The 21,885-nt window shown below is 69.6% G+C and carries 23 protein-coding genes; 10 read left to right on the top strand and 13 right to left on the bottom strand.

The window, feature by feature from the left end:
- The first annotated feature begins 99 nt into the window (after nucleotides 1-99).
- Nucleotides 100-1,107 carry a phosphatidylinositol-specific phospholipase C domain-containing protein gene (locus tag ATK30_RS22465; protein WP_101437286.1) on the top strand — a complete coding sequence of 336 codons (1,008 nt, stop codon included), beginning with the start codon at nucleotides 100-102 and terminating at the stop codon, nucleotides 1,105-1,107.
- On the opposite strand, the gene ATK30_RS22470 is transcribed toward ATK30_RS22465, so the two are convergent.
- From ATK30_RS22470 to ATK30_RS22485, 4 genes are all read right to left on the bottom strand, one after another.
- Complete coding sequence (locus ATK30_RS22470) at nucleotides 1,104-1,307, bottom strand: hypothetical protein (RefSeq protein ID WP_101437287.1); 204 nt, start codon at nucleotides 1,305-1,307, stop codon at nucleotides 1,104-1,106. The genes ATK30_RS22465 and ATK30_RS22470 overlap by 4 nt on opposite strands.
- A 16-nt stretch (nucleotides 1,308-1,323) precedes the next feature.
- A complete protein-coding gene (gene thiD, locus ATK30_RS22475; RefSeq protein ID WP_101437288.1) occupies nucleotides 1,324-2,148 on the bottom strand; it encodes a bifunctional hydroxymethylpyrimidine kinase/phosphomethylpyrimidine kinase in 825 nt (274 codons plus the stop codon).
- Entirely contained in the window at nucleotides 2,145-3,788 is a 1,644-nt protein-coding gene (gene thiC / locus ATK30_RS22480) for a phosphomethylpyrimidine synthase ThiC (RefSeq protein ID WP_279630011.1), read from the bottom strand. The genes thiD and thiC overlap by 4 nt, the downstream gene beginning before the upstream one ends.
- A 472-nt stretch (nucleotides 3,789-4,260) precedes the next feature.
- Nucleotides 4,261-4,827, bottom strand: a complete 567-nt coding sequence (locus tag ATK30_RS22485) for a peptide deformylase (protein ID WP_101437289.1) — start codon at nucleotides 4,825-4,827, stop codon at nucleotides 4,261-4,263.
- Nucleotides 4,828-4,966: 139 nt separating this feature from the next.
- On the opposite strand from ATK30_RS22485, the gene ATK30_RS22490 reads away from it, so the two are divergent.
- Nucleotides 4,967-5,275, top strand: a complete 309-nt coding sequence (locus ATK30_RS22490) for a DUF3263 domain-containing protein (RefSeq protein ID WP_101437290.1) — start codon at nucleotides 4,967-4,969, stop codon at nucleotides 5,273-5,275.
- Entirely contained in the window at nucleotides 5,272-5,934 is a 663-nt protein-coding gene (locus tag ATK30_RS22495; protein WP_101437291.1) for a LytR C-terminal domain-containing protein, read from the top strand. Before ATK30_RS22490 ends, ATK30_RS22495 begins: the two co-directional genes overlap by 4 nt.
- Before the next feature lie 344 nt (nucleotides 5,935-6,278).
- On the opposite strand, the gene ATK30_RS22500 is transcribed toward ATK30_RS22495, so the two are convergent.
- Both ATK30_RS22500 and ATK30_RS22505 read right to left on the bottom strand, forming a co-directional pair.
- A complete protein-coding gene (locus ATK30_RS22500) occupies nucleotides 6,279-8,567 on the bottom strand; it encodes an AAA family ATPase (protein WP_101437292.1) in 2,289 nt (762 codons plus the stop codon).
- Nucleotides 8,568-8,621: 54 nt separating this feature from the next.
- Nucleotides 8,622-9,503, bottom strand: a complete 882-nt coding sequence (locus tag ATK30_RS22505; protein WP_101437293.1) for an alpha/beta fold hydrolase — start codon at nucleotides 9,501-9,503, stop codon at nucleotides 8,622-8,624.
- 50 nt (nucleotides 9,504-9,553) lie between these two features.
- Between ATK30_RS22505 and ATK30_RS22510 the strand changes: the two genes are divergently transcribed.
- Nucleotides 9,554-10,189 carry a winged helix-turn-helix transcriptional regulator gene (locus ATK30_RS22510; protein WP_244194693.1) on the top strand — a complete coding sequence of 212 codons (636 nt, stop codon included), beginning with the start codon at nucleotides 9,554-9,556 and terminating at the stop codon, nucleotides 10,187-10,189.
- Nucleotide 10,190: 1 nt separating this feature from the next.
- Here the strand turns inward: ATK30_RS22510 and ATK30_RS45070 are convergent, their stop codons facing one another.
- The 4 genes from ATK30_RS45070 to ATK30_RS22530 all read right to left on the bottom strand — a co-directional run bounded on the left by ATK30_RS45070 (nucleotide 10,191) and on the right by ATK30_RS22530 (nucleotide 12,814).
- Nucleotides 10,191-10,358, bottom strand: coding sequence for a hypothetical protein (locus ATK30_RS45070; RefSeq protein WP_158242486.1), 168 nt, complete (start codon nucleotides 10,356-10,358; stop codon nucleotides 10,191-10,193).
- Nucleotides 10,359-10,397: 39 nt separating this feature from the next.
- Complete coding sequence (gene pssA / locus ATK30_RS22515; RefSeq protein WP_101437294.1) at nucleotides 10,398-11,366, bottom strand: CDP-diacylglycerol--serine O-phosphatidyltransferase; 969 nt, start codon at nucleotides 11,364-11,366, stop codon at nucleotides 10,398-10,400.
- A gap of 2 nt (nucleotides 11,367-11,368) precedes the next feature.
- Complete coding sequence (locus tag ATK30_RS22520; RefSeq protein ID WP_101437295.1) at nucleotides 11,369-12,082, bottom strand: phosphatidylserine decarboxylase; 714 nt, start codon at nucleotides 12,080-12,082, stop codon at nucleotides 11,369-11,371.
- Nucleotides 12,083-12,523: 441 nt separating this feature from the next.
- On the bottom strand, nucleotides 12,524-12,814 hold the full coding sequence (locus ATK30_RS22530) for a GlsB/YeaQ/YmgE family stress response membrane protein (RefSeq protein ID WP_101437297.1): 291 nt from the start codon (nucleotides 12,812-12,814) through the stop codon (nucleotides 12,524-12,526).
- 60 nt (nucleotides 12,815-12,874) lie between these two features.
- Between ATK30_RS22530 and ATK30_RS22535 the strand changes: the two genes are divergently transcribed.
- Nucleotides 12,875-13,420: an ArsR/SmtB family transcription factor gene (locus ATK30_RS22535; protein WP_101437298.1), complete on the top strand. Its 546-nt coding sequence runs from the start codon at nucleotides 12,875-12,877 to the stop codon at nucleotides 13,418-13,420.
- On the top strand, nucleotides 13,417-14,640 hold the full coding sequence (locus ATK30_RS22540; RefSeq protein WP_101437299.1) for an MFS transporter: 1,224 nt from the start codon (nucleotides 13,417-13,419) through the stop codon (nucleotides 14,638-14,640). The genes ATK30_RS22535 and ATK30_RS22540 overlap by 4 nt, the downstream gene beginning before the upstream one ends.
- Here ATK30_RS22540 and moeA read toward each other — a convergent pair.
- Complete coding sequence (moeA, locus tag ATK30_RS22545) at nucleotides 14,637-15,830, bottom strand: molybdopterin molybdotransferase MoeA (protein ID WP_101440998.1); 1,194 nt, start codon at nucleotides 15,828-15,830, stop codon at nucleotides 14,637-14,639. The two genes, ATK30_RS22540 and moeA, sit on opposite strands and share 4 nt — an antisense overlap.
- 134 nt (nucleotides 15,831-15,964) lie before the next feature.
- Between moeA and ATK30_RS22550 the strand changes: the two genes are divergently transcribed.
- From ATK30_RS22550 to groL, 4 genes are all read left to right on the top strand, one after another.
- Nucleotides 15,965-16,576, top strand: coding sequence for an AIM24 family protein (locus tag ATK30_RS22550; protein ID WP_101437300.1), 612 nt, complete (start codon nucleotides 15,965-15,967; stop codon nucleotides 16,574-16,576).
- Between the two features lie 105 nt (nucleotides 16,577-16,681).
- On the top strand, nucleotides 16,682-16,885 hold the full coding sequence (locus tag ATK30_RS22555; protein ID WP_009083993.1) for a cold-shock protein: 204 nt from the start codon (nucleotides 16,682-16,684) through the stop codon (nucleotides 16,883-16,885).
- A gap of 71 nt (nucleotides 16,886-16,956) precedes the next feature.
- Nucleotides 16,957-18,645: a serine/threonine-protein kinase gene (locus tag ATK30_RS22560; protein ID WP_244194694.1), complete on the top strand. Its 1,689-nt coding sequence runs from the start codon at nucleotides 16,957-16,959 to the stop codon at nucleotides 18,643-18,645.
- A 266-nt stretch (nucleotides 18,646-18,911) separates the two neighbouring features.
- A complete protein-coding gene (gene groL, locus ATK30_RS22565; protein ID WP_037361473.1) occupies nucleotides 18,912-20,540 on the top strand; it encodes a chaperonin GroEL in 1,629 nt (542 codons plus the stop codon).
- A 68-nt stretch (nucleotides 20,541-20,608) separates the two neighbouring features.
- Here the strand turns inward: groL and ATK30_RS22570 are convergent, their stop codons facing one another.
- Both ATK30_RS22570 and ATK30_RS22575 read right to left on the bottom strand, forming a co-directional pair.
- Nucleotides 20,609-20,818 carry a PspC domain-containing protein gene (locus tag ATK30_RS22570; protein ID WP_167441980.1) on the bottom strand — a complete coding sequence of 70 codons (210 nt, stop codon included), beginning with the start codon at nucleotides 20,816-20,818 and terminating at the stop codon, nucleotides 20,609-20,611.
- An 85-nt stretch (nucleotides 20,819-20,903) separates the two neighbouring features.
- Nucleotides 20,904-21,842 (bottom strand): o-succinylbenzoate synthase, encoded by a 939-nt coding sequence (locus ATK30_RS22575; protein ID WP_101437302.1) that lies wholly within the window; start codon nucleotides 21,840-21,842, stop codon nucleotides 20,904-20,906.
- Nucleotides 21,843-21,885 lie beyond the last annotated feature (43 nt).

A 21,885-nucleotide genomic window follows, 5' to 3' on the forward strand; every position in this document is an offset into this window, starting at 1 on the left:
CTTCTGGTCTGGTCCATTGAGGCAACTGTGCTTCAGTCACAGTCCACCACGATGGCACAGTAGGTGTTCGTGCTGGTCCAGTGACGAAGGAGACACCCTGTGAAGCTCGCCGTGGCCGGTCTTCTGCTCTTGTCCGCGCTGGCCTTCCCGGGGGTGGCCAGCGCGGACAGCCCGAAGCTCTCGCACGTGACCACGGTCGGCGTGCACAACACCTACGACCCGGCCGCGTACCCGTATCTCGCGCAGGCGCTGGACAACGGCTCCTCCCTGCTCGAACTCGACGTCTGGCCGGACTTCTTCACTCACGAGTGGAAGGTCAGCCACTCCAGCCCGCTCGGAAACGGCAACAACTGCGTCGACGCCCGAACGGCGGCCGACCTTTACTCCGGCGGGACCAACAAAGACCTCGAATCGTGCCTGGACGACATCCGGATCTGGCTCGGCGCCCATCCCGGCCGCCCGCCGCTCACGGTGAAGATCGAAATGAAGACCGGGTTCTCCGCGAATACCGGCCTCGGTCCGGCCCAGCTGGACGCCGCGTTCCGCGACCATCTCGGTGCCGCGGTGTTCAAGCCCGCGGATCTTCTCGGCAGCCACGCCACGCTCGACGAAGCGTCCAAAGCGGACAATTGGCCGACGCTGGACGCGTTGCGGGGCAAGGTGCTCACCGAGATCATCCCCGGCACCGTCGAAGAGGGAAACCCGACCGACACGCTGCACACCGACGTCGAGTACGCCGGTTACCTGCTGGACCAGAAGGCCGCCGGAAAGCTGAATTCGGTGCAGATCTTCCCGACCGTGCACGGTGCCGCGAGCGGCGATCCGCGCGACAAATACTCCGCGGAGCAGAAACCATGGTTTGTCGTGTTCGACGGCGACGCGAGCGAATGGCTCGCGAAGGCCGGAATGTCCTGGTACGACGAAAACCACTACTACGTGGTCATGACGGACGCGCAGAACGTCGCGCCGGCCATCGACGACCACAACCCGACCGTCGACCAGGCGACACAACGCGTGGCCGAACTGGCCAAACAGCACGCATCCGTGGTGACGTCCGACTGGACCGGCCTGACGACCGTGCTGCCGACGGTGGACGCGCGCGGCTAAAACCGCGGCGGCGGCTTCAGCACCGACATCCGGTATTGGTACACCGCTTGTGCTTCGGCGATCCCGGGCCGGGGCGTGACGCCCGAATTGCGGATCGTTTTGACCGCCGACGCGGTGCGGTGCTCGGTGACCAGGCCGTCGACCTCGTGCTGCACCTCAAGCGGCAGCTTCGCCCACAACGCTTCCGGTGTCTCGCTCATCCGCCCAGTGTCGCATTCACTGCGGGTTCGCGAGCCTCCAGAACGGGGAAACCGGGCCGACCCCGGCGCCGAGCGGATAAGCCTCCTGGACGCAGCGTTCGATGAACCGCTTCGCCTCGGCGACCGCGGTGGGCACGTCCGCGCCCTTCGCGAGCGACGAGGTGATCGCCGACGCCATGGTGTCGCCGCCGCCGTGGGTGTTTTCCGTGTCGATGCGCGGACCGCTCAGCTCGAGCACCGTCGAACCGTCGGTGAGCAGATCGACGCAATCGGCGGCGTCGTAGAGGTGCCCGCCCTTGACCAGAACCCACTGGGAACCGAACTCCAGCAACGCTTCCGCGGCCGCGCGCTGGCTCGTGGCATCGGTGACCGTGACGCCGGTCAGCAGCCGGACCTCGTCGAGGTTCGGCGTGACGAGCGTGGCTCGCGGGAACAGTTCCGTCCGGATCGCTTCCAGTGCTTCTTCGCGCAGCAGCGCGTGGCCGGTCATCGACGCGGCCACCGGGTCGACCACGAACGGCGTGTCCGTGGTGCGTCCAATGTGGACTTCGTCCAGGGTCTTCGCCACCGCCTGAATGATTTCCGCGGTGGCGAGCATGCCGGTTTTCGCCGCGTTGACGCCCATGTCCTCGGCGACCGCTTTGATCTGCGCGGTGACGACGTCGACCGGAATCTCGGAAAACCCTTGCACGCCCAGCGAGTTCTGCACGGTGACCGCGGTGAGCGCCACCAGTCCGTGCACGCCGTTGGCGAAGAACGTGCGCAGGTCCGCCTGCACGCCCGCACCACCGCCGGAATCGGATCCGGCGATGGTGAGGGCGGTGCGGGGCGTGCTGGTCACTGGTTGACCACGGGCAGGTAGACCTTGTTGCCCTGCTCGGAAAACTCCGCGGACTTCTCGGCCATGCCCGCCTCGATCGCCTCCACGGAGGACAGACCGTGCTCCTCGGCGTACTTGCGCACGTCCTGGGTGATCCGCATCGAGCAGAACTTCGGCCCGCACATCGAGCAGAAGTGCGCGGTCTTGGCCGGTTCCGCGGGCAGCGTCTCGTCGTGGAAGGACCGCGCGGTGTCCGGGTCGAGCGACAGGTTGAACTGGTCGTTCCACCGGAATTCGAAGCGGGCCTTGGACAATTCGTCGTCCCAGTCCTGCGCGTACTGGTGCCCCTTGGCGAGGTCGGCGGCGTGCGCGGCGATCTTGTAGGTGATCACGCCGGTCTTCACGTCGTCGCGGTTCGGCAGGCCCAAGTGCTCCTTCGGCGTGACGTAGCACAGCATCGCCGTGCCGTACCAGCCGATCTGCGCCGCCCCGATCGCCGAGGTGATGTGGTCGTAGGCCGGAGCGATGTCCGTGGCGAGCGGGCCGAGCGTGTAGAACGGAGCCTCGCCGGTGAGCTTTTCCTCCAGCTCCACGTTTTCCTTGATCTTGTGCATCGGCACGTGGCCGGGGCCCTCGATCATCACCTGCACGTCGTGCTCGCGCGCGATGTGCGTCAGCTCGCCGAGGGTTTCCAGTTCGGCGAACTGGGCGCGGTCGTTGGCGTCCGCGATCGAACCGGGACGGAGGCCGTCGCCGAGCGAAAACGTGACGTCGTACTCGCGCAGAATCTCGCACAGCTCGGAGAAATGCGTGTACAGGAAGGATTCCTGGTGGTGCGCGAGACACCAGGCGGCCATGATCGACCCGCCGCGGCTGACGATGCCGGTGACCCGGTGCGCGGTCAGCGGGATGTAGCGCAGCAGCACGCCCGCGTGCACCGTCATGTAGTCGACACCCTGCTCGCACTGCTCGATCACGGTGTCGCGGTAGATCTCCCAGGTGAGCTTTTCCGGCTCCCCGTTGACCTTTTCCAGCGCCTGGTAGATCGGCACGGTGCCGACCGGGACCGGCGAGTTGCGCACGATCCACTCACGCGTTTCGTGGATCCGCTTGCCGGTGGACAGGTCCATGATCGTGTCGGCTCCCCAGCGGGTCGCCCACACCATCTTGTCGACCTCTTCCTCCACAGAGGACCAGACGGCCGAATTTCCCATGTTGGCGTTGATCTTCACCAGGAAGTTCTTGCCGATGATCATCGGCTCGGTCTCCGGGTGCTTGCGGTTGACCGGAATCACCGCGCGACCGCGGGCGACCTCGTCCCGCACGAACTCCGGCGTACAGCGTTCGCGCGCGGCGATGAACTCCATCTCCCGGGTGATCACCCCGGCTTTCGCCCAGCCGAGCTGGGTGTTGTGCTCCCGCCCGTCGGCCCAGCCGGACCGCAGCGGGTGAAGTCCATTGTGGACATCGATGTTCGCGTCCGGATCAGTGTAGGGCCCGGACGTGTCGTACACGTCGAAGTGCTCCCCGTTCGACAGGTCGATCCGCCGCGCCGGAACCCGCAGTCCGGATTCGGTGCGGTGGTACACCTTCCGCGAACCGGTGATCGGCCCGGTGGTGACGGACGGGGCGATGGCACCCTGATTTTCCAGCGTCGTCAACGACGTTCACTCCCTACGCCGGCATTACCCGGTCAGGTTCATGCGGTCGGTGACACCGGGTGTCCGCGAGATGGACACCAGTCACCCTCTCAGCCCGCCAAGGCGCGAGCTCCCGCGTTGCATTCGGTTGAGGTTGCCCGTCCGACGATGCCATGCGGTGTCGGGTCGGCACAACCCCGCCGCGGTGTTGGATTGCCCCGGCGGTGTTGATGGCCTCGGCTCCGCCGAGGCGCCGAGATCGCCGGGAAGCTGGTTTCTTCCCTCCCGATTTCCCCGGCCTGGGGGCCGGGGAAATCGCTCAGTCCAGAAACCAGCGCGATCTCGGGTTGTGGTCCGGAGACCGGCGCGCTCTTGCGGTGTGGTCCGGAGATCGGCGCGGTCTCGCGGGGTGGTCTAGTGACCGGCGCGATCTCGCGGTGGGTCCAGTGACCGGCGCGAGCTTGCGGTGTGGTCCAGCGACCCGTCGCGCGGGTCAGGCGTCTGCGGGTTCCTTGGGCGGCAGCCAGGTCAGGCCGGGCACGCCCCATTTGTTCTTCTTCAGCATCTTCTTCGCCGCGCGCGCGTGGCGGCCGACGAGGCGGTCCAGATAAATGAACCCGTCGAGGTGATCGGTCTCATGCTGCAGGCACCGCGCGAAGTAGCCGGTGCCCTCGACCTCGATCGGGTTTCCCTCGACGTCGAAGCCGGTCACCTTCGCCCACGAGGCGCGCCCGGTCGGGTACGACTCGCCGGGGGCGGACAGGCAGCCCTCCCAGTCGTCGTCCGGGTCCGGCATGGTCTCCGGGATCTCGGAGGTCTCCAGCTTCGGGTTGACCACCACGCCCTTGTGCTGCTTGCCCTCGTCGTCCGGGCAGTCGTATACGAATACCCGCAGGTCGAGCCCGATCTGATTGGCCGCGAGGCCCACGCCCTCGGCCGCGTACATGGTCTCGAACATGTCCTCGACGAGGGTGGCGAGCTTGTCGTCGAACTCGGTGATCTCGCGCGTCGGCTGGTGCAGCACGGGTTCGCCGGCGATGCAGATGGGGTGGACGGTCACGGACGCCGAGTTTAGTCGGACCCTTCTGATAGACCTGGATCGGACCGTGACGCGCCGTGTCGGATGCCCATGTCGAGCATGGGTTCCGTGGTTCAATGACGCCCGCGGAAGGACTGCCGACACCGATTGCGAGGACCGCATGGACGCCGCGGAGTCGATGGCTGGGAACCAGCCGTCGCCGCCGGAAAATGTCGGTGGCCTGACCGAACGCGAACTGGACATCCTCGCGTTCGAGCGGCAGTGGTGGTGCCACGCCGGGGCGAAGGAGAACGCCATCCGGGAGCGCTTCGGACTGTCCTCCACCCGTTACTACCAGTTGCTGAACACGCTGCTGGCCAAGCCGGAGGCGGTCGCGGCCGATCCGATGCTGGTCAAGCGGCTGCGCAAAACGCGCGCCGCCCGTCAGCGCAAACGCGGGGCCCGGCGGTTGGGGATCGAGCTGTCATGAGCGTCTTCTCGGGACTGTCCCGGCCGCTGAAAGCCGCGGGCGTCGCGCTGATCGGGGTCGCGGTCGTCGCCGCCGTCATCGGCGGGGTGACCGTGCTCAACACGAGCGGGGACCAGAACGCCGGGCCGAGCACGTCCGGCGAGCCCACCGCGCCCGGCGGATCGTCGTCCGCGCCGCAGCAGTCGTCCTCGGCTCCCAGCTCCGCACCGTCGTCGCCCGCCTCCTCGTCGGCCCCGGCCTCGTCGTCCGCCGCGTCGTCGGCTCCGGCGTCGGGTCAGCCCGGGCAGCCCGGCGGCCAGCCGGGCCAGCAGCCAGGACAGCCAGGCCAGGCGGGTCCGGACCAGCAGGCTTCGAACAAGTGGGTCACCCTGCGGGTCTACAACAACTCGCTGATCAAGCACCTCGCCGAACAGGCCGCCGCCGATTTCCGCGGATCGGGCTGGAACGTCGCCGAGGTCGGCAACTACTCGCAGGGCAACATCCCGACGACCACGGCCTACTTCCGGCCGGGCACCGACGAGGAAGCCGCCGCGAAGCAGCTGGCCGCCGAATTCGGCTTCCAGGCCCAGCCCCGGTTCGAGGGCATCCAGAACTCGAGCCCGGGCGTGATAGTGATCATCACGAAGGACTACCAGCCCGGCGGACACAAGGGCAGCTGACCTTCCCGCACCTACGACAAAGCCCGCGCTACGGCGCGGGCTTTGTCATGTGTGCTGCCGGGTGGGTGGTGCTGGGCCGCGCACAGGGGGTTGTCCGATGGGCTGCCCGCGTTTAGCGCTCGGCTGGTTCACGTGCGGAGCGCGGCCGCTCGACACGTCTGGCAGCTCGGCAAGCATGTCCGGCAGCGAGCCGCTGCCGATCAGCTGTCGCGAGGTGGCGAGTACTGCCTGCGCCTGTCCGGCTCAGCGCACCCCAATGCCACATCGGGGCGGTCGTCTAGCACGCGACATCGGCGGCCGCGGAGGGCGAGCGGTTCGGCACGGCGGGCGGCGCACTCACGGCCTCACCGTTCCTGCTGCGCCTGCGCGTAAGCCTCCAGCGTCGCCAGCTGCGCGGCGTCCAGCGACGGCCGCACCGCCTCGCGCGCCTTGTCCAAGTGCGCCGCGGTCACCTCGCGTGCCTCCAGCGACTCGCGCATCGCGGTCAGCGCCGCCTCGCGGATCAGCGCGGCGCAGTCGGCGGCCGAGTAGCCCTCCAACGCCTCCGCGGTGGCCGCGAGGTCCACATCGGACGCCAGCGGGGTGTGCTTGGCCGTCGCGGCGAGGATCGCGGCGCGGGATTCGGCGTCCGGCGGCGGGACGTAGATCCGCCGCTCCAGCCGTCCGGGACGCAGGAGCGCCGGGTCGACCAGTTCGGGCCGGTTCGTCGCGCCCAGCACGACGACCTCGCGCATCGGCTCGACGCCGTCCAGTTCGGTGAGCAGCGCGGCGACCACGCGGTCGGCCACGCCGGAGTCGGACGACTGGCCGCGGCGTGGGGCGAGCGCGTCGATCTCGTCGAGGAAGATCAGCGAGGGGGCGGCGTCGGCGGCCCGGCGGAAGAGGTCGCGGACCGCGCGCTCCGATTCGCCGACCCATTTGTCCAGCAGTTCCGCACCCTTGATCGCGAACACGTTCAGCGCGCCGGTGCCGGCGAGCGCCCGGACCAGAAACGTCTTGCCGCCGCCGGGCGGGCCGTACAGCAGCACGCCGCGCGGCGGTTCGATGCCGAGCCGCGCGAACGAGTCCGGGTAGCGCAGCGGCCACAGCACGGTTTCGGTGAGCGCTTCCTTGACCGACGTCATGTTGCCGACGTCGTCCAGAGTCAGCCCGCCGGTGGCCAGGTTGTCCGAAGTGGACAGCGAGATCGGCCGGACGGTCGCGAGCGCGTCGAGCAGGTCCTGCTGGGAGATCTTGGGTTCGTCGACGTCCCGCTGCCGCAACGCGGCCCGCAGCGCCGCGTCCCGGCGGAGGGCGAGCAGGTCGGCGGCGACGAATCCCGGGGTCCGTTCGGCGAGGACGCCCAGGTCGGCACCCGATTCGACCGGCACGTCGCGGAGCAGGATCCGGAGCAGTTCGACGCGCGTTTTCGCGTCCGGCAGCGGCAGTCCCAGCTCGCGGTCGAGCAGGTCGCTGCCGCGTAGCCGCGGATCCACCGACTCGGCCCGCGCGGTCGTGGCCACCACGGCCAGCCCGTCCCGGCGCAGCGCGGCGCGCAGTTCTTCCAACACCACAGTGGCCACCGGCGGTGGCTGGGTGGCCGGGAGAAGGGCGTCGATGTCGTTGATCAACAGCACGCCGGGACCGTTGCCGTCCGCGGCCCGATCGATGGCCGCCCGCAGCGACCGGTGCGCCGCATTCGGTTCCAGCACCGCGATATTCGGCGCGGTCACCGACACCACGCGCACCTTCTCCGCCGCGGCGACCGACCGCACCAGCGTTGCCTTGCCGACACCCTCCGGTCCGGACAGCAGCACGCCCAGATGCGCCGAAGTGCCCAGCTTCGCCAGGAGTTCCGGTCGGTGGAACGCCAAATCGAACCACTCGGACAGCTTGCGCGCCGCGCTCTCGGCCCCGACCAGATCGGCGACCGGCACCGGCTCGTCCTGCTCTTCCTCGCGGGCCTCCGTGACGACCTCTTCGACGATCTCCGCTTCGAGGTAGTCCTCGGCCGCGGTGACGGCGGTGGTGCGGACGAGCGCGGTCGCGTTGCGCGCCGACGGTTCGCTGGTGGGGGTGCCAGTGCGGGCACCGTCCCGCCAGCTGACCACAGTGGACGGTCCGACGACGACCACGCCAGCCGGTTCCGTCGCGGTGACAGTCAGCAGCTCGTTGGTCCACGTCGCCCCGATCACGCGGGACAGCTGGCCCCGCACGGCGGCGACGTCCGATCCCGGCGCGGGCGCGAGGTCTTGCGGCAACAGGGAAACCGCGTCGCCGCGGGTGAGCACCTTGCCCGTGAGCGCGAGCCGCAACGTCTGCGGCGACACCGAAACCGACGCCAGCCGAGACCCGGACACGGTGACCGTGCGGGCAGCGGCGACCTCTGCGGGCGAGACCACGACCTCGCCGCCCTCAGCGACGCCGAGGTTCGACATGGTGACGTCGTCGGTCAACACGACCCCCGGCGTCGCTTCCTCCGCGGCGGGCGCGGCCAACGCGGCACTGCGCCGCGCGCCGGTGAGATGCACGGCGTCCCATGCGCGCAGGCCGAGCGCGTCGAGCACTTCCGGATGCAGCCGGACAACCCCGCGCCGCGCGTCGAGCGCGGACGGCGTGTGCCGGACGGTCAGGGTGATCTGCGGATCGCTCACACTGCTCACCCTAATGAACCGGCGGGCGGTTATGGGCGAACAAGAGGACCGCGCTTACTGCGTCTGCGTCGCGGACCAGTCGCGAATCGCGGCGACGAACTCCTCAGGCGCGTCGGACTCCACGTAAAGCCCTACGCCGTCAAGGGCCACGGTCTGGTGATGGGGGAAGGTCGCTTCCAGCCGTTCGCGTTCCCGGGCGCGGAAGCCGATCTGAGCGTTGCCCCACACGATCAGGGTCGGCAGTTCGGCGAGAGCGGGAAGGCCGGCCTCGACCTCGGCGAAGAAGGCCCGGCTGCCGAGAATTCGGCCGGGGAGCACGCCGGAGGCCTGGCGTCGCTCGGGCGTGTCCATCGCGCGACGGTAGTGGGTCATTTCGGCCGCGGTCAGCTTCCGCTTGCGGTGGCCCATGGGGAGGAACGCCTTGACGACGAGGTTGAGCCGCCGGGCCAGAAAGCGGATCGGCGGTCCGCCGCCGAGGAGCCCGAACGCCTCGAAGTACGGGTCGCCGTTGACCGGCCAGGCCCAGGTGTTGACGAGGACCAGCCGCTCGAACACGCCCGGTCGGCGCTGTGCGGCAGCCAGGCCGATCGGCCCGCCCCAGTCCTGTCCGACCAGGGTGGCCCCGCTGAGGCCGAGCGCGTCGACGAACCCGGTGACCACGTCGGCGTGTTCCTCGGGCAGGTAGCGGTAACCGGGCTTTGCCGTCGACAGCCCGAAGCCCGGGTAGTCGAGGGCGACGCACCGGAAGTCTTCGCGGAGTGCGCGGATCACGTCGCGCCAGAGGAATGACCAGGTCGGATTGCCGTGCAGGAGCAGCAGAGTCGGGCCGGATCCCTCGTCGACGTAATGCACGGTGTGCCCGTCGATGTCGGCAAACCGGCTCTTGAACGGGAACAAGTCGTCATCGACCCAGGCGGGCCGTGCGCTCTCAGCCATGTCGCCCCCTATGCTTGAGCACGACAAGCGTACTTGAGATTGTCAAGTGGATGGACATGATGCGCAGCTACGGCCAGTACTGCGGGCTCGCCCGGTCCCTCGAAATCGTCGGCGACCGGTGGAATCTGCTGATCGTCCGCCAGCTCCTGCTCGGCCCCGCGCGCTACCGGGACCTGATCGACGGGCTCCCGGGCATCGCGACCAACCTCCTCGCCGACCGGCTCCGCGACCTCGAGGCCGCGGGTGTGGTGGAGCGGCGGCTGGCGGGCAAGGGCAATGCGGTCGAGTACGCCCTCACGTCGTGGGGCGCTGAGCTGCGTGAACCGATCGAGAGCCTGATCCGCTGGTCCACGCCGTTGATGATCCGCGGTCCGGAGGGCGATTCGTTCCGCCCCGAATGGCTCGCGCTCGCCGTTCCCGCCCTGCTCAACGCCAGGGTCAAGATCCGAACCGCGGCGACGGTCGGCCTTGACATCGGCGGCCCGCCCTTCCAGCTCCGCGCGACGCGCTCCGGCTTCGAGGTCAGCCCACAGGACGGCCGTGACCTCGACGCCACCGTCCGCGCTGATCCGGCCTGCGTCCTCGGCCTCGCCGCCGGCGCTCTCGCGCTCGACGACGCCCGAGCCCTCGGGATGCTCGAAATCGACGGTGACGAGTCTGTGGTTCGCGCGGTGTTCGCCGCCTGAGCTACTGCCGCGTCCAGCCGTCGAAGGAAATGATGTCGTCCACCGGCGGGCGGTTGGCGGGGGAGAACTCGCGCTGGGTTGAGTAGGCCACCGCGAGCAGGCCGATCTGCTGGACGGCCTCGTGGCCCGAATGTTCGAGGCCGACTGCCGACCGGATTTCGAGACGCAACCGGACCTGCTGGTGTCCGCGCTGGGGAAGGGACTGAACCTACCGGCGCCGGATGCCGATCCGACGCCAGCTGCGCCGCCGCTGGGTAGGTCCGGACGTGGCCGAGCTGTGGTCCCGCTCCCGCAGATTCCGGCTCCGCACCAGGTCCGAGTTGGTCCGCCGCACCGCGCGCATCGCCGCACCGGCGACGCGGCCCGAGGCCGGGCGCAACCGCAGCCGTCGGTGGCTGCGGGCTCGGCGGATCGCGCGGCGCTCCCGCGGCGGCACCTCCCAGGCCTCCGGGTGCGCGGCGAGCCAGCGGTGCCGGTAGACCGAGTACGGGATGTGCAGCAGGTACAGCACCAGTGCGATCGCCAGCGCCACCAACGGGAACACGATGATCGCGGCGGCCAGCAGGCCGACGCCGACCAGGATCGGCGCGATCGCTTTCGCCGGGGCCTTCACGGTCTTCAGCGACAGCGTCGGGATGCGGCTGATCAGCAGCGCGGCGACCGCGATGGTCCACACGAAGACGACGTACTGCTGGGACCACCAGCCGTCGCCCCACTGCAGCGTCGCGATCAGCGGCAGCATCGCGACCAGACCGCCGGCCGGTGCGGGCACGCCGACGAAGAACTCGGCCGCGTACGGCGGCTGGTCGGTGTCGTCGAGCAGCGTGTTGAAGCGGGCGAGCCGCAGGATCATGCAGACCGCGAAGATCAGCGACGCGACCCAGCCGATGCGGTCCCCGTGCGACTGCCAGACGTAGAGCACCAGCGCGGGCGCGACGCCGAACGAGATGCCGTCGGACAGCGAGTCGAGTTCGGCTCCCATTTTGGACGTCGCGTCGAGCAGCCGGGCGATGCGGCCGTCGAGGCTGTCGAGGACGGCGGCGATGCCGATCGAGCCGATCGACATGGCGTAGTTCCCGGTGAGGGCGAACTGCACCGAGGAGAGACCGGCACAGAGCGCGAGCACGGTGATCGCGTTCGGCAGCAGCCGGACGCCCGGGGTGGTCACGCGGACCATGGTCAGCTTTCTCCCTGCACAGGAAGTTCGGCGAGCACGGTTTCGCCGCCAACGGTGCGCTGGCCCTTGGCCACCACGACCCGGCTGCCTGGCGGCAGGTAAGTGTCGACGCGCGAGCCGAAGCGGATGATGCCGTAGGTGTCGCCCGCGGACACCTTGTCGCCCTCGCGGACGTCGCACCGGATGCGGCGCGCGACCAGCCCGGCGATCTGCACGACGACGAGCTCGTGGCCGTCGACGGTGTGCAGCACCAGCGAATTGCGCTCGTTGACCTCGCTCGCCTTGTCGAGGTCCGCGGAAAGGAATTTGCCCGGCTTGTACGCGACCTTCGAGATCACGCCCGCCGCCGGCGTGCGCTGGACGTGCACGTCGTAGACCGACAGGAAGACGCTCACCCGCATCCGCGGTTCGGCGGGAAGGCCGAGCTCGGCGGGCGGGACCGCTTCCTCGATGAGCGAGACGGTGCCGTCGGCGGCCGAGATCGCGACGTTGTCCCGCGCCGGGGGCACGCGCTTCGGCTCGCGGAAGAACGCCGCCATGCCAGCGGTGGCGAGCCCGCCGACCACGCCGAGGCGCTTGGAGAACCGGCGCAGCACGAGCGTCGCGGCGAGGCCGCCGAAGAGGAACGGCCGTCCTGCCGGGTGCATCGGCGGGAACGTCTCGCGGGCCAGCTGGACAGCGTGCGCGAGGGGGTTACCGGTGGGCTGGCCGCTCATGGGTCGAGTTCCCCGCTGTTCGTCTCGGTCGGTGTAAGGGTCCGATTTGGGCTTCCCCACGCTACCGCCCGCCTGCGGCGGACCCGGCGGCCCCTGGTCGTAAGGGTCGCCGCGGCACGGGTGGGCGCGACCACAAACCGGTAACGACGCGTCGAACAATCCGATAACACCGAGTAGTTGACGCCGCTCGGGACCGGTGCCCGGGCCGACCTGGCGAGGGAGACGATGGCGGTACCCGATCTGCTCGCGCAGCTGTTGCGCGCCTGGCGCCGGGATGTCGTTTCGACGCCCGTTCCGCAGCTCGTCGACCCTGTTCACGCCGCTCGGCTCGTGCGGGCCGCGGCCCGGGTGCGTGCGTCCCCCGACGAAGCACGCACCCGGCCGCGGAACGGATCAGTTTAGCCCGCGCACCAGGTGTTCTGACGGTTCGTCGGAAAACCGTTACCAACGGTCACGATCGCGGCGGCTCGAGGTCGCGGCTCCGACCAGCCGCAGCACGAGCAGCAGCACGACCGCGCCGAGGATGGCGACGCCGAAGCTCGGGAAATCGAAGTCGAAGTGCTGCTGCTCACCGGTCGCGAGCCGGTAGATGAAACCGCCGAGGGCCGCCCCGACCACGCCGACCAGCACGCTGACGAGACAGCCCTGCCGCTGCCGTTCCCGGCCGCCGACCACGAGGTTCGCGATCCAGCCGACCAGCGCGCCGAAGACGATCCACAGGATGATGCCCATGCCTCGAGGATACCCGCGGGCTATTGCACAAGAGTTCTTGTGCAACTACTCTTGTGCAATATGGAGGTCCGCGATTCCCAGGTGCTGGCCGCGATGTCGCATCCGTTGCGCCGCCGCCTGCTGGACATGCTGAAGCTGGACGGCCCGGCCACCGCGTCGGTGCTCGCGGAGAAAACCGGGCAGGCGGTGGGCAACGTGAGCCACCACTTGAAGGTGCTTTCCGGGGCCGGTCTGGTGGTCGAAGCGCCGGAGTTGGCGCGGGATCGGCGAGAACGGTGGTGGCGGCGCCCGTCCGACACGTTGTCGTGGGTCACTTCGGACTTCGCCGGGGACCCGGTGGCGGATGTCGCGGAGGCGGTGAGCCTCGATCGGCAGACGACGTTGTCGCGGGCCTGGCTTTCGGAAATGGAGACGGCTCCGAAGGAATGGCGCGACGCGTGGTTCTCGACTGATGCGTGGATGCGGTTGACGCCTGCGGAATTGGCGGAGTTGAACGATCGGATGGCCGCGCTTTTCCAGGAATTCGGTGCTAGGTCGGCTTCTGATCCTTCGACGGAACGGCAGCCGGTCTTCGTGTTTGGGCGTGGGTTCAGAGCACAGCCGTGAGAGGCGCCGCGTTCCGTCTCTTGTGGACTGGGCAGACGGTCAGCACGGTCGGCAGCGCGGTGGCCAGTGCGTCGGTTCCGTTGGTAGCGTTGCTGGTTCTGCACGCCTCGACGTTCGAGGTCGCTTCGCTGACCGCTGCCGCGTGGGTTCCGTGGCTCGCGGTGGGGTTGCCTGCCGGGGCTTGGGTCGACCGGTGGCCTAAACGGCGAGTGATGCTCATCTGCGACGTCATCCAGATGGCTGCTTTTCTCGCCGTTCCTGTTTCGTGGGCTTTTGGCTCTCTTTCTGTCAGGGTGCTTTTGGCTGCCGCTTTGGTGGGCGGCTTTGCTAAGGTCTTCTTTTCCCTTGCCTATCGAGCTTTCCTTCCGTCTGTCGTGGACGATGCGGATCTATTGGGAGCCAACGTCCGGCTCCAGGGTGCGGAGTCCGCCGCGCAAGTCGGCGGTCCTGGTTTGGCTGGACTGCTGGCTTCGTCGTTCGGACCAGTCAGTGGGGTGCTCGTGGATGCGCTGAGCTTCGGGTTTTCCGCACTATGCTTAGGTATTTTGCGCGCCGACGAACCATCTCCGCGCCCGCGAACGCGCTTGCGCACCGAAATCGCCGAAGGCATGCGAATCGTGACCCGGGACCCTTACCTGCGGATGCTGGTTCTGTCCGGCGGGGTCGCGAACCTGGCCCTGAACGGCTTTTTCGCGGTGGCAGTGGTGTTCCTGGTTGACGTGCTTGGTCAAGGCCCGGGTGCCGTCGGACTTGTGCTCGCTCTAGGCGAGGTCGGCGGGGTGCTCGGCGCGACGCTGGTGAGCCGCGTGGCCCGCCGGACCGGCACCGCTCGGGGTTTCCTGTGGTGCGAAGCGCTGGTGGTCCCGGCGATGCTGCTGGGCCCGCTGGCTCAGTCCGGATGGGGCTCGACGCTGTTTGTCCTTGCCGGAGCAGGAATCGCGGCGGGCGTGGTGGGGTCGAACGTGCTGGGCGCGACGTTCCGGCAGCGGTATTGCCCGCGTCATCTCTACGGACGGATCAGCGCGAGCTCAGCGATGGTCAACTACGGCACGATCCCGCTGGGCGCGCTGCTGGGCGGAGCGCTCGGACAAGCGGCCGGGGTACGGGTAGCCATGTTCGCGATGGTGGGCATTCAGCTGGCTTCGCTGGGAGTGCTGCTCGTGGGCCCGTTGCGGCGGGCGCGGGATTTTCCGGCAGCAACCCCTCTCTCCCAGCGCTAAAGCAGCAACACCTCTACCTCGTCCCCCTCCGAAACCTCCGAAACCTCCTCCGGCAGCACAATCAGGCAGTTCGCCTGCGTAAACGCCGCCAGCAAATGCGATCCCGGCCCGCCCCTCGGCCCGACCATTCCGGTCACCTCGCCGAGAACCGGCGTGAAGAACCCCCTCCGGAACTGGCGTCGTCCGGCTGGAGAGGTCATGTCCTCGGTCAACCGGGCCCGCACTCGCCGGCGGTCCACGTCTGAATGGCCCATCGCCGACAGCACCGCCGGGCGCAGGAACGCTTCGAACGACACCAGCACACTCACCGGGTTCCCCGGCAGCGTCACCACTGGCACGCCGTTCCACCGGCCGCACCCCTGCGGGCCGCCCGGTTGCATCGCGATCTTCTGGAATTCCACGCCCTGCCCGGTCAGCGCGTCCTTCACCACTTCGTACGCGCCCGCCGACACCCCGCCGGAAGTGATCAGCAGGTCCACCGACTCCAGGCGCGGCTCGATGATCTTGCGGAATTCCTCCACCTCATCGACGACGCTCCGCACGACCTCGACCTGACAGCCGAGCTCCCGCAGCGCCGCCGCCAGCATCACGCTGTTCGACTCGTAGATTTGCCCGTGCTGCAACGGGTTCGGGGCTTCCACCAGCTCCGTGCCGGTCGACACCACCAGCACCGACAGCGGCCGGTACACCTCCAGTTCCGCCAAGCCGACCGCCGCGGCGAGACCGAGGTGCGCGTGGCTCAGGACGGTGCCCGCGTGCAGGGCGACGGCCCCCTTCGTGACGTCCTCGCCGGTCCGGCGGATGTGGTTGCCCGCCGCGGCCGCGCGGGAGATCCGGACTTCCGACGTACCGCGGTCGGTATCCTCGACCATCACGATCGCGTCCGCGCCCGGCGGCAGCGGCGCGCCGGTCATGATCCGCTGAGCGGTACCCGATTCGAGCGGTTTGACGTCGACCCGGCCAGCCGGGATGTCGTCGGCCACGGGGAGCGTCACCGGCGCCTCGGCGACGTCCGCGGCGCGCACGGCGTACCCGTCCATCGCGGAGTTGTCGAACGGCGGCAGCGCCACGCCGGCGAGCACGTCACGGGCCAGGACGAGCCCGGCGGCCTCGGCCACGGGAACAGTGCGGACAGGGGCGCGGCCGAGCAGTTCGGTCACGGTCTCGCGGTAGGCGTCGACGGAGATCACGCGGACCATCCTCCCTCTTGCTGCCCGTCGTGCAACACTCTCCCGGCACAAGCCGGGGAGTACGGGGAGAGTTCTGATGCAGTTTCGGGTCCGCAACCAGCCCGGGCGCGCCGCGCTCGCGACGCCCCGCTGACATGCGCGTCCACACCAGGCACACGCCGGGGTTCGGCGTCGCCCGCGTACTGCTCGCCCCCGGCGAAGCCGTGCAGGCCGTCGCGGAAACGTTGCTGGCCAGCAGCTTCAACGTGGCGGAGACGAACCAGAACCGCGGCCGCAAGGGCGGCCGTTCGGTGTTCACCGCACCGCAGGAGGGCGGCTGGGTCGACCTGGCCCCGCTGGGCCCCGGCGACGTCTACCCGCTCGAACTCACCGGGTCCACCGGCTGGTCGGTGCACCGCGACGGCGTGCTCGCCCGGCCGAGCACGGTCCGCGTCGACCAGAACTGGGCCCCGCTGCAGCAGTTGTTCGGCGCCGATTCCGGGTTCCTCGAGCACTACAGCGGCCGCGGCCCGCTCCTGCTCACCGCGCCCGGCCCGGTCGACTCGTTCGACCTCGGCCGCGGCGAGATCGTGACCGTGCGCCCGGACTATCTCCTCGCCTATCCCGACACCGTGCAATGCCGGTTGCGCGCGCTCGACCCGAGCGGCCCGCAATCGCTGCGGACGGGCGAAGGGCTCGTCCTCGATTTCGCCGGACCGGGGACCGTCCTCGTCCAATCACGCAACCGGCGAGTAGCGCGGGCGTAAGAGGAATCTGCCGATTACCCCATTGCCGGGAGCGCTGATTCCGGTAGCGTGAACTGCACTTCGCACGCTGATGGACAGCGGATTCTCGTCCCGAGGGAGGGCGCCGTGGCAGTCGGCACCGTCAAGTGGTTCAACTCGGAAAAGGGCTACGGGTTCATCGAATCCCCCGAAGGCCCGGACGTCTTCGTTCACTATTCGGCCATCCAGGCCGACGGATTCCGCACTCTCGACGAGGGCGACCGGGTGGAGTTCGAAGTCCAGTCCGGCCGCGACGGCCGAAGCCAGGCCGCGGACGTCCGCAAGGTCTAGCGAGGCAGGTCCGCTGACCGGTTGGGCGAACCGGCAGTGGCAGCGGATACCGGCGCGTTAAGCTGCGCTGCGTGACAGGCGACGTGTCGGGGGACCTCACCGGTCGCCAGCTGGGCCACTACCGCATCGACTCGGTGCTCGGCAAGGGCGGCATGAGCGTGACCTATCAGGCCACGGACACGCGGCTCGGCCGCAAGGTGGCGCTGAAGGTCATCGGTGACCACCTCGGCGCCGACGCCGAGTTCCGCGAGCGGTTCGTCGACGAGGCACGCAACACCTCCGCGATCGACCACGCCAACGTCGTGCCGCTGTACGACTTCGGCGAGCTCGACGGCATGCTCTACATCGCCATGCGGATGGTCGACGGCGGGGACCTCGCCGGCCTCATGTCCGCGGGCCCGATCAGCCCGTCCCGCGCGCTCAGCCTGCTCGACCAGGTCGCCGACGCCCTCGACACGCTGCACAACCACGGCCTCGTGCACCTTGACGTCAAACCGGCCAACGTCCTCGTCACCAGCCGCGAGACCTCGCGCGAGCACGTCTACGTCGCCGACTTCGGTCTCACCCGCCGCGGAGCCACCGGCCACCGCACCCGCGGCGGCGACTTCCTCGGCTCGCCCACCTACGCCGCGCCGGAACACCTGCGCGGCGAACCGCTCGACGGCCGCACCGACCAGTACGCCCTCACTTGCGTGCTGTTCGCCTGCCTGACCGGCACCCCGCCGTTCCGCGGCGACGTCCCCACCGTCATCAAGGGCCACCTCGGCGGAGAACCGCCGTCGGTGGCGAGCGTGGTCGCGCTCCCGGCCGCCGTGGACGACGTGATCCGCAAGGGCATGGCGAAAAACCCGAACGACCGCTACCCGAGCTGCGTCGCGATGATCGCCGCGGCCCGGGTCGCGCTCGGCTCGCTCGCGACCTCGGACACCCCGCCGGGCCCCGCCCGGCCGAACGGACTTCCGGAGGCGGGCATGCAGCAAGGACCTGGCGGCACCGGCGGACCCGGCGGTTCGGGATCCGGGGCTGGCGGACCGGCTGGGCAAGGCGGCCCTGGCGGACCTGGCGCTGGTCCCGGCGGGCAGCCTGGAGCTCCCGGAGCTGCGGGACAGGGCGGTCCCGGCGGTGGTGCGCCCGGCGCGGGCTCTCCCGGCGGGCAGGGCGTCCCCGGTGGTTGGGGCACCCCGCAACCCGGCCAAGCGGGATACCCCGCCCAAGGCGGCTACGGCGGCCCAGCCGGTTACGGCAACCAGCCCCCGCCCGGTTATCCAGCACAGCCCGGACAGCCGCACCCTGGCCAGCAGGGCTACCCCGGCCAGGCACCGGCGGGCCCACCTCCCGGCTACGGCTACCCCGGCCAGCCGGGCCAGCAGCCACCGCAAGGCCCCCCGCCCGGCTACGGCGGCTACCCGAACCAGTCCGGCTACCCCGCTCAACCCACCCAGCAGGGGCACCCGAACCAGGCCTTCGGCGACCCGATGCGGTTGCGCCCGCCGTCCCCGGCAGGCGGCGCGGGCGCGTTCGAAACGAAGCCCAAGAGCGGCGGCCTGAAGTGGCTGTGGATCGCGCTCGGGGTGCTCGTCGTGGCTGGCCTGGTCGTCGGCGCGATCTTCCTCTTCGGCGGGGACGACAAGGACAACGGCGGCACCGCTCCGACGTCCTCGGCGCCCAACATCCCGGTCGGTCCGGGCGGCTCGAAGTCGGCCGGCCCGTCGTCGCTGCGCCCGCCGCCGTCGTCGATCCACATCCAGCCGAGCCACTGACCGGGTCGACCCGGTCCCGCCGGGCACTGGCGCTGACCTGCGCTCCTTGCACTCGACCCCGGAGAGTGCTAAACACGGCATTGGCACTCGACGCCGTCGAGTGCTAGGCGAGCGGTCACCGACCGCCTGCCTGAAGGTCGGGACGGTGAGGCTGACCCACCGGTCAGTCGTCCGTCGCGGGCACCGAGCCTGGCCGAGGACGTGTCCTGCTGCCGCCGCTGGAGACAGCGCGGCGGTGGCGCCCAATACCGGAGGACCACACCGCAATGGCCAAACTGATCGCGTTCGACGAGGACGCCCGCCGCGGTCTTGAGCGCGGCTTGAACACCCTCGCCGAAGCCGTCAAGGTGACCCTCGGCCCGCGGGGCCGGAACGTCGTGCTCGAAAAGAAGTGGGGCGCGCCGACGATCACCAACGACGGTGTCTCCATCGCCAAGGAGATCGAGCTCGAGGACCCGTGGGAGAAGATCGGGGCCGAGCTCGTCAAGGAAGTTGCCAAGAAGACCGACGACGTCGCGGGCGACGGCACCACCACCGCCACCGTGCTCGCCCAGGCGCTCGTGCGCGAGGGCCTGCGCAACGTCGCGGCCGGTGCCGACCCGATCTCGCTGAAGCGCGGCATCGAGGCGGCCGTCGAGGCCATCACCGAGCAGCTGCACAAGGCCGCCGTCCAGATCGAGACCAAGGAGCAGATCGCTGCTACCGCCTCGATCTCGGCCGCTGACCGCACCATCGGCGAGCTGATCGCCGAGGCGCTGGACAAGGTCGGCAAGGAAGGCGTCGTCACCGTCGAGGAGAGCAACACCTTCGGGCTCGAGCTGGAGCTCACCGAGGGCATGCGCTTCGACAAGGGCTACGTGTCCGGTTACTTCGTGACCGACCCGGAGCGCCAGGAAGCCGAGCTGGAGGACCCGTACGTCCTGCTCTTCGGTTCCAAGATCTCCAACGTCAAGGACGTCCTGCCGCTGCTGGAGAAGGTCATCCAGTCCGGCAAGCCGCTCCTGATCATCGCCGAGGACGTCGAGGGCGAAGCCCTGGCGACCCTGGTCGTCAACAAGATCCGCGGCACCTTCAAGTCCGTCGCCGTCAAGGCCCCGGGCTTCGGCGACCGCCGCAAGGCGATCCTGCAGGACATCGCGATCCTGACCGGCGGCCAGGTCATCTCCGAGGACGTCGGCCTCAAGCTGGAGAACGCGGACCTGTCGCTGCTGGGCCGTGCCCGCAAGGCCGTCATCACCCGTGACGAGACCACCATCGTCGAGGGTGCGGGCGACGCCGACCAGATCCAGGGTCGCGTCAACCAGATCCGCGCGGAGATCGAGAACTCCGACTCGGACTACGACCGCGAGAAGCTGCAGGAGCGGCTCGCGAAGCTGGCCGGCGGCGTGGCCGTCATCAAGGCCGGCGCCGCGACCGAGGTCGAGCTGAAGGAGCGCAAGCACCGCATCGAGGACGCGGTGCGCAACGCCAAGGCCGCCGTGGAAGAGGGCATCGTCGCCGGCGGTGGCGTGGCCCTGATCCAGGCTGCCGAGGCCGCTTTCGCGGGCCTGAAGCTCGAGGGCGACGAGGCCACTGGCGCGAACATCGTCAAGGTCGCCGTCGAGGCTCCGCTCAAGCAGATCGCGATCAACGCCGGTCTCGAGGGCGGCGTCGTGGCGGAGAAGGTCAAGGGCCTGCCGCAGGGCCACGGCCTGAACGCCGCCACCGGCGAGTACGAGGACCTGCTCGCGGCCGGCGTGCCGGACCCGACGAAGGTCACCCGCTCCGCGCTGCAGAACGCCGCTTCCATCGCGGCGCTGTTCCTGACCACCGAGGCTGTCGTCGCGGACAAGCCGGAGAAGGCTGCTGCCGCTCCGGCCGACCCGTCCGGCGGCATGGGTGGCATGGACTTCTGAGTTCGGCTGCTTTTCCGGCGAAGCCCGGTTCACCCTCGCGGTGGGCCGGGCTTCGCCCGTTCCTGGGCTCAGTCTTCGGGCGTCAGGACCGCGGCGGCGGCGTAGACCGGGAGGATCACCCCGGCCGAGAGCACGGCCCCGGCGACCGCGGCGATCCGCACCACCGCGGGGTCGACGTTGAGGTAGTTGGCCCATCCGCCGCACACGCCGGTGAGCATGCGGTCGGAGCGGCTGCGGAAGATCTTCTTGGCCGGTGCGGCCTGCACGTTGTCCGTCATGCCAGCAATACTCCGCGCCGGGAGCCCGCCGCACATCCGGGAACGTCCCGGAGAAAGCCCTGGGGCCGCGACCCTGAAGTCTCCCTTATCCGCTGATCTTCCGGACCCGCTCGAACCGGTCCAGCCACGCCGCTTCCACCTCGGGCGACGCGGCGAATTCGGCGTAGGCGTCGGGTTCCGGCGCTTGCCGCAGCACTGGCAGATAACCGTCCACAGGGGACAGCGTGGCGGTGCAGACATCCCCGCGCAGCAACGACATCGTGCCGAGTCCGCAGGCGAAGTGCAGCTCCGGCAAGGCTCCGGCGAGGGCGAGCCCGGCGGCCAGCCCGACACTTGTCTCGACCGCCGACGACACCACGCACGGCAGGCCGCACGCCTCCGCGACCTCCAGCGCACGCCGTACTCCGCCGAGCGGGGCGACCTTGAGCACCGCGATGTCGGCAGCTCCCGCGACCGCGACCTTCAGCGGATCTTCCGCGCGGCGGATCGATTCGTCGGCCGCGATCCGCACCGACACCCGGCGTCGAACGGCGGCCAGGTCGTCGATGGTCGGGCACGGCTGCTCGGCGTACTCCAGCCCACCGGCCGCGCGGTCCAGCTCGCCCAGCGCGTGCACGGCGGTGTCGACATCCCATGCCATGTTGGCGTCGACCCGGATCGCGCCGGACGGACCCAGCGCGTCGCGCACCGCTTCGATGCGCGCGCAGTCCTCGGCCAGCGTCGCGCGTTTGTCGGCGACCTTGACCTTCGCGGTGCGGCAGCCGGAGGTTCGGACCAGTTCGTGCGCGCGTTCCGGCGACACGATGGGGACTGTCGCGTTCACCTCAATGCGGTCGCGGACCGGTTCGGGCCAGCCTTCTTCGCTCGCCTCGAGCGCGGCGGCGAGCCAGGGAACGCTTTCGGTGTCCGAATAGTCCGCGAACGGGCAGAACTCGCCCCAGCCGGCGGCACCGCGGAGCAACAGCCCTTCACGGACGGTGATGTCCCGGAACCGGGTGTGCAGCGGGAGCGCGTAGACCTGCATGACTGCCGATCATGCCATCGCCGCCGCGGCGGAACCTAGGTGC

The organism is Amycolatopsis echigonensis, assembly GCF_002846615.1.
Classification (GTDB): domain Bacteria; phylum Actinomycetota; class Actinomycetes; order Mycobacteriales; family Pseudonocardiaceae; genus Amycolatopsis; species Amycolatopsis echigonensis.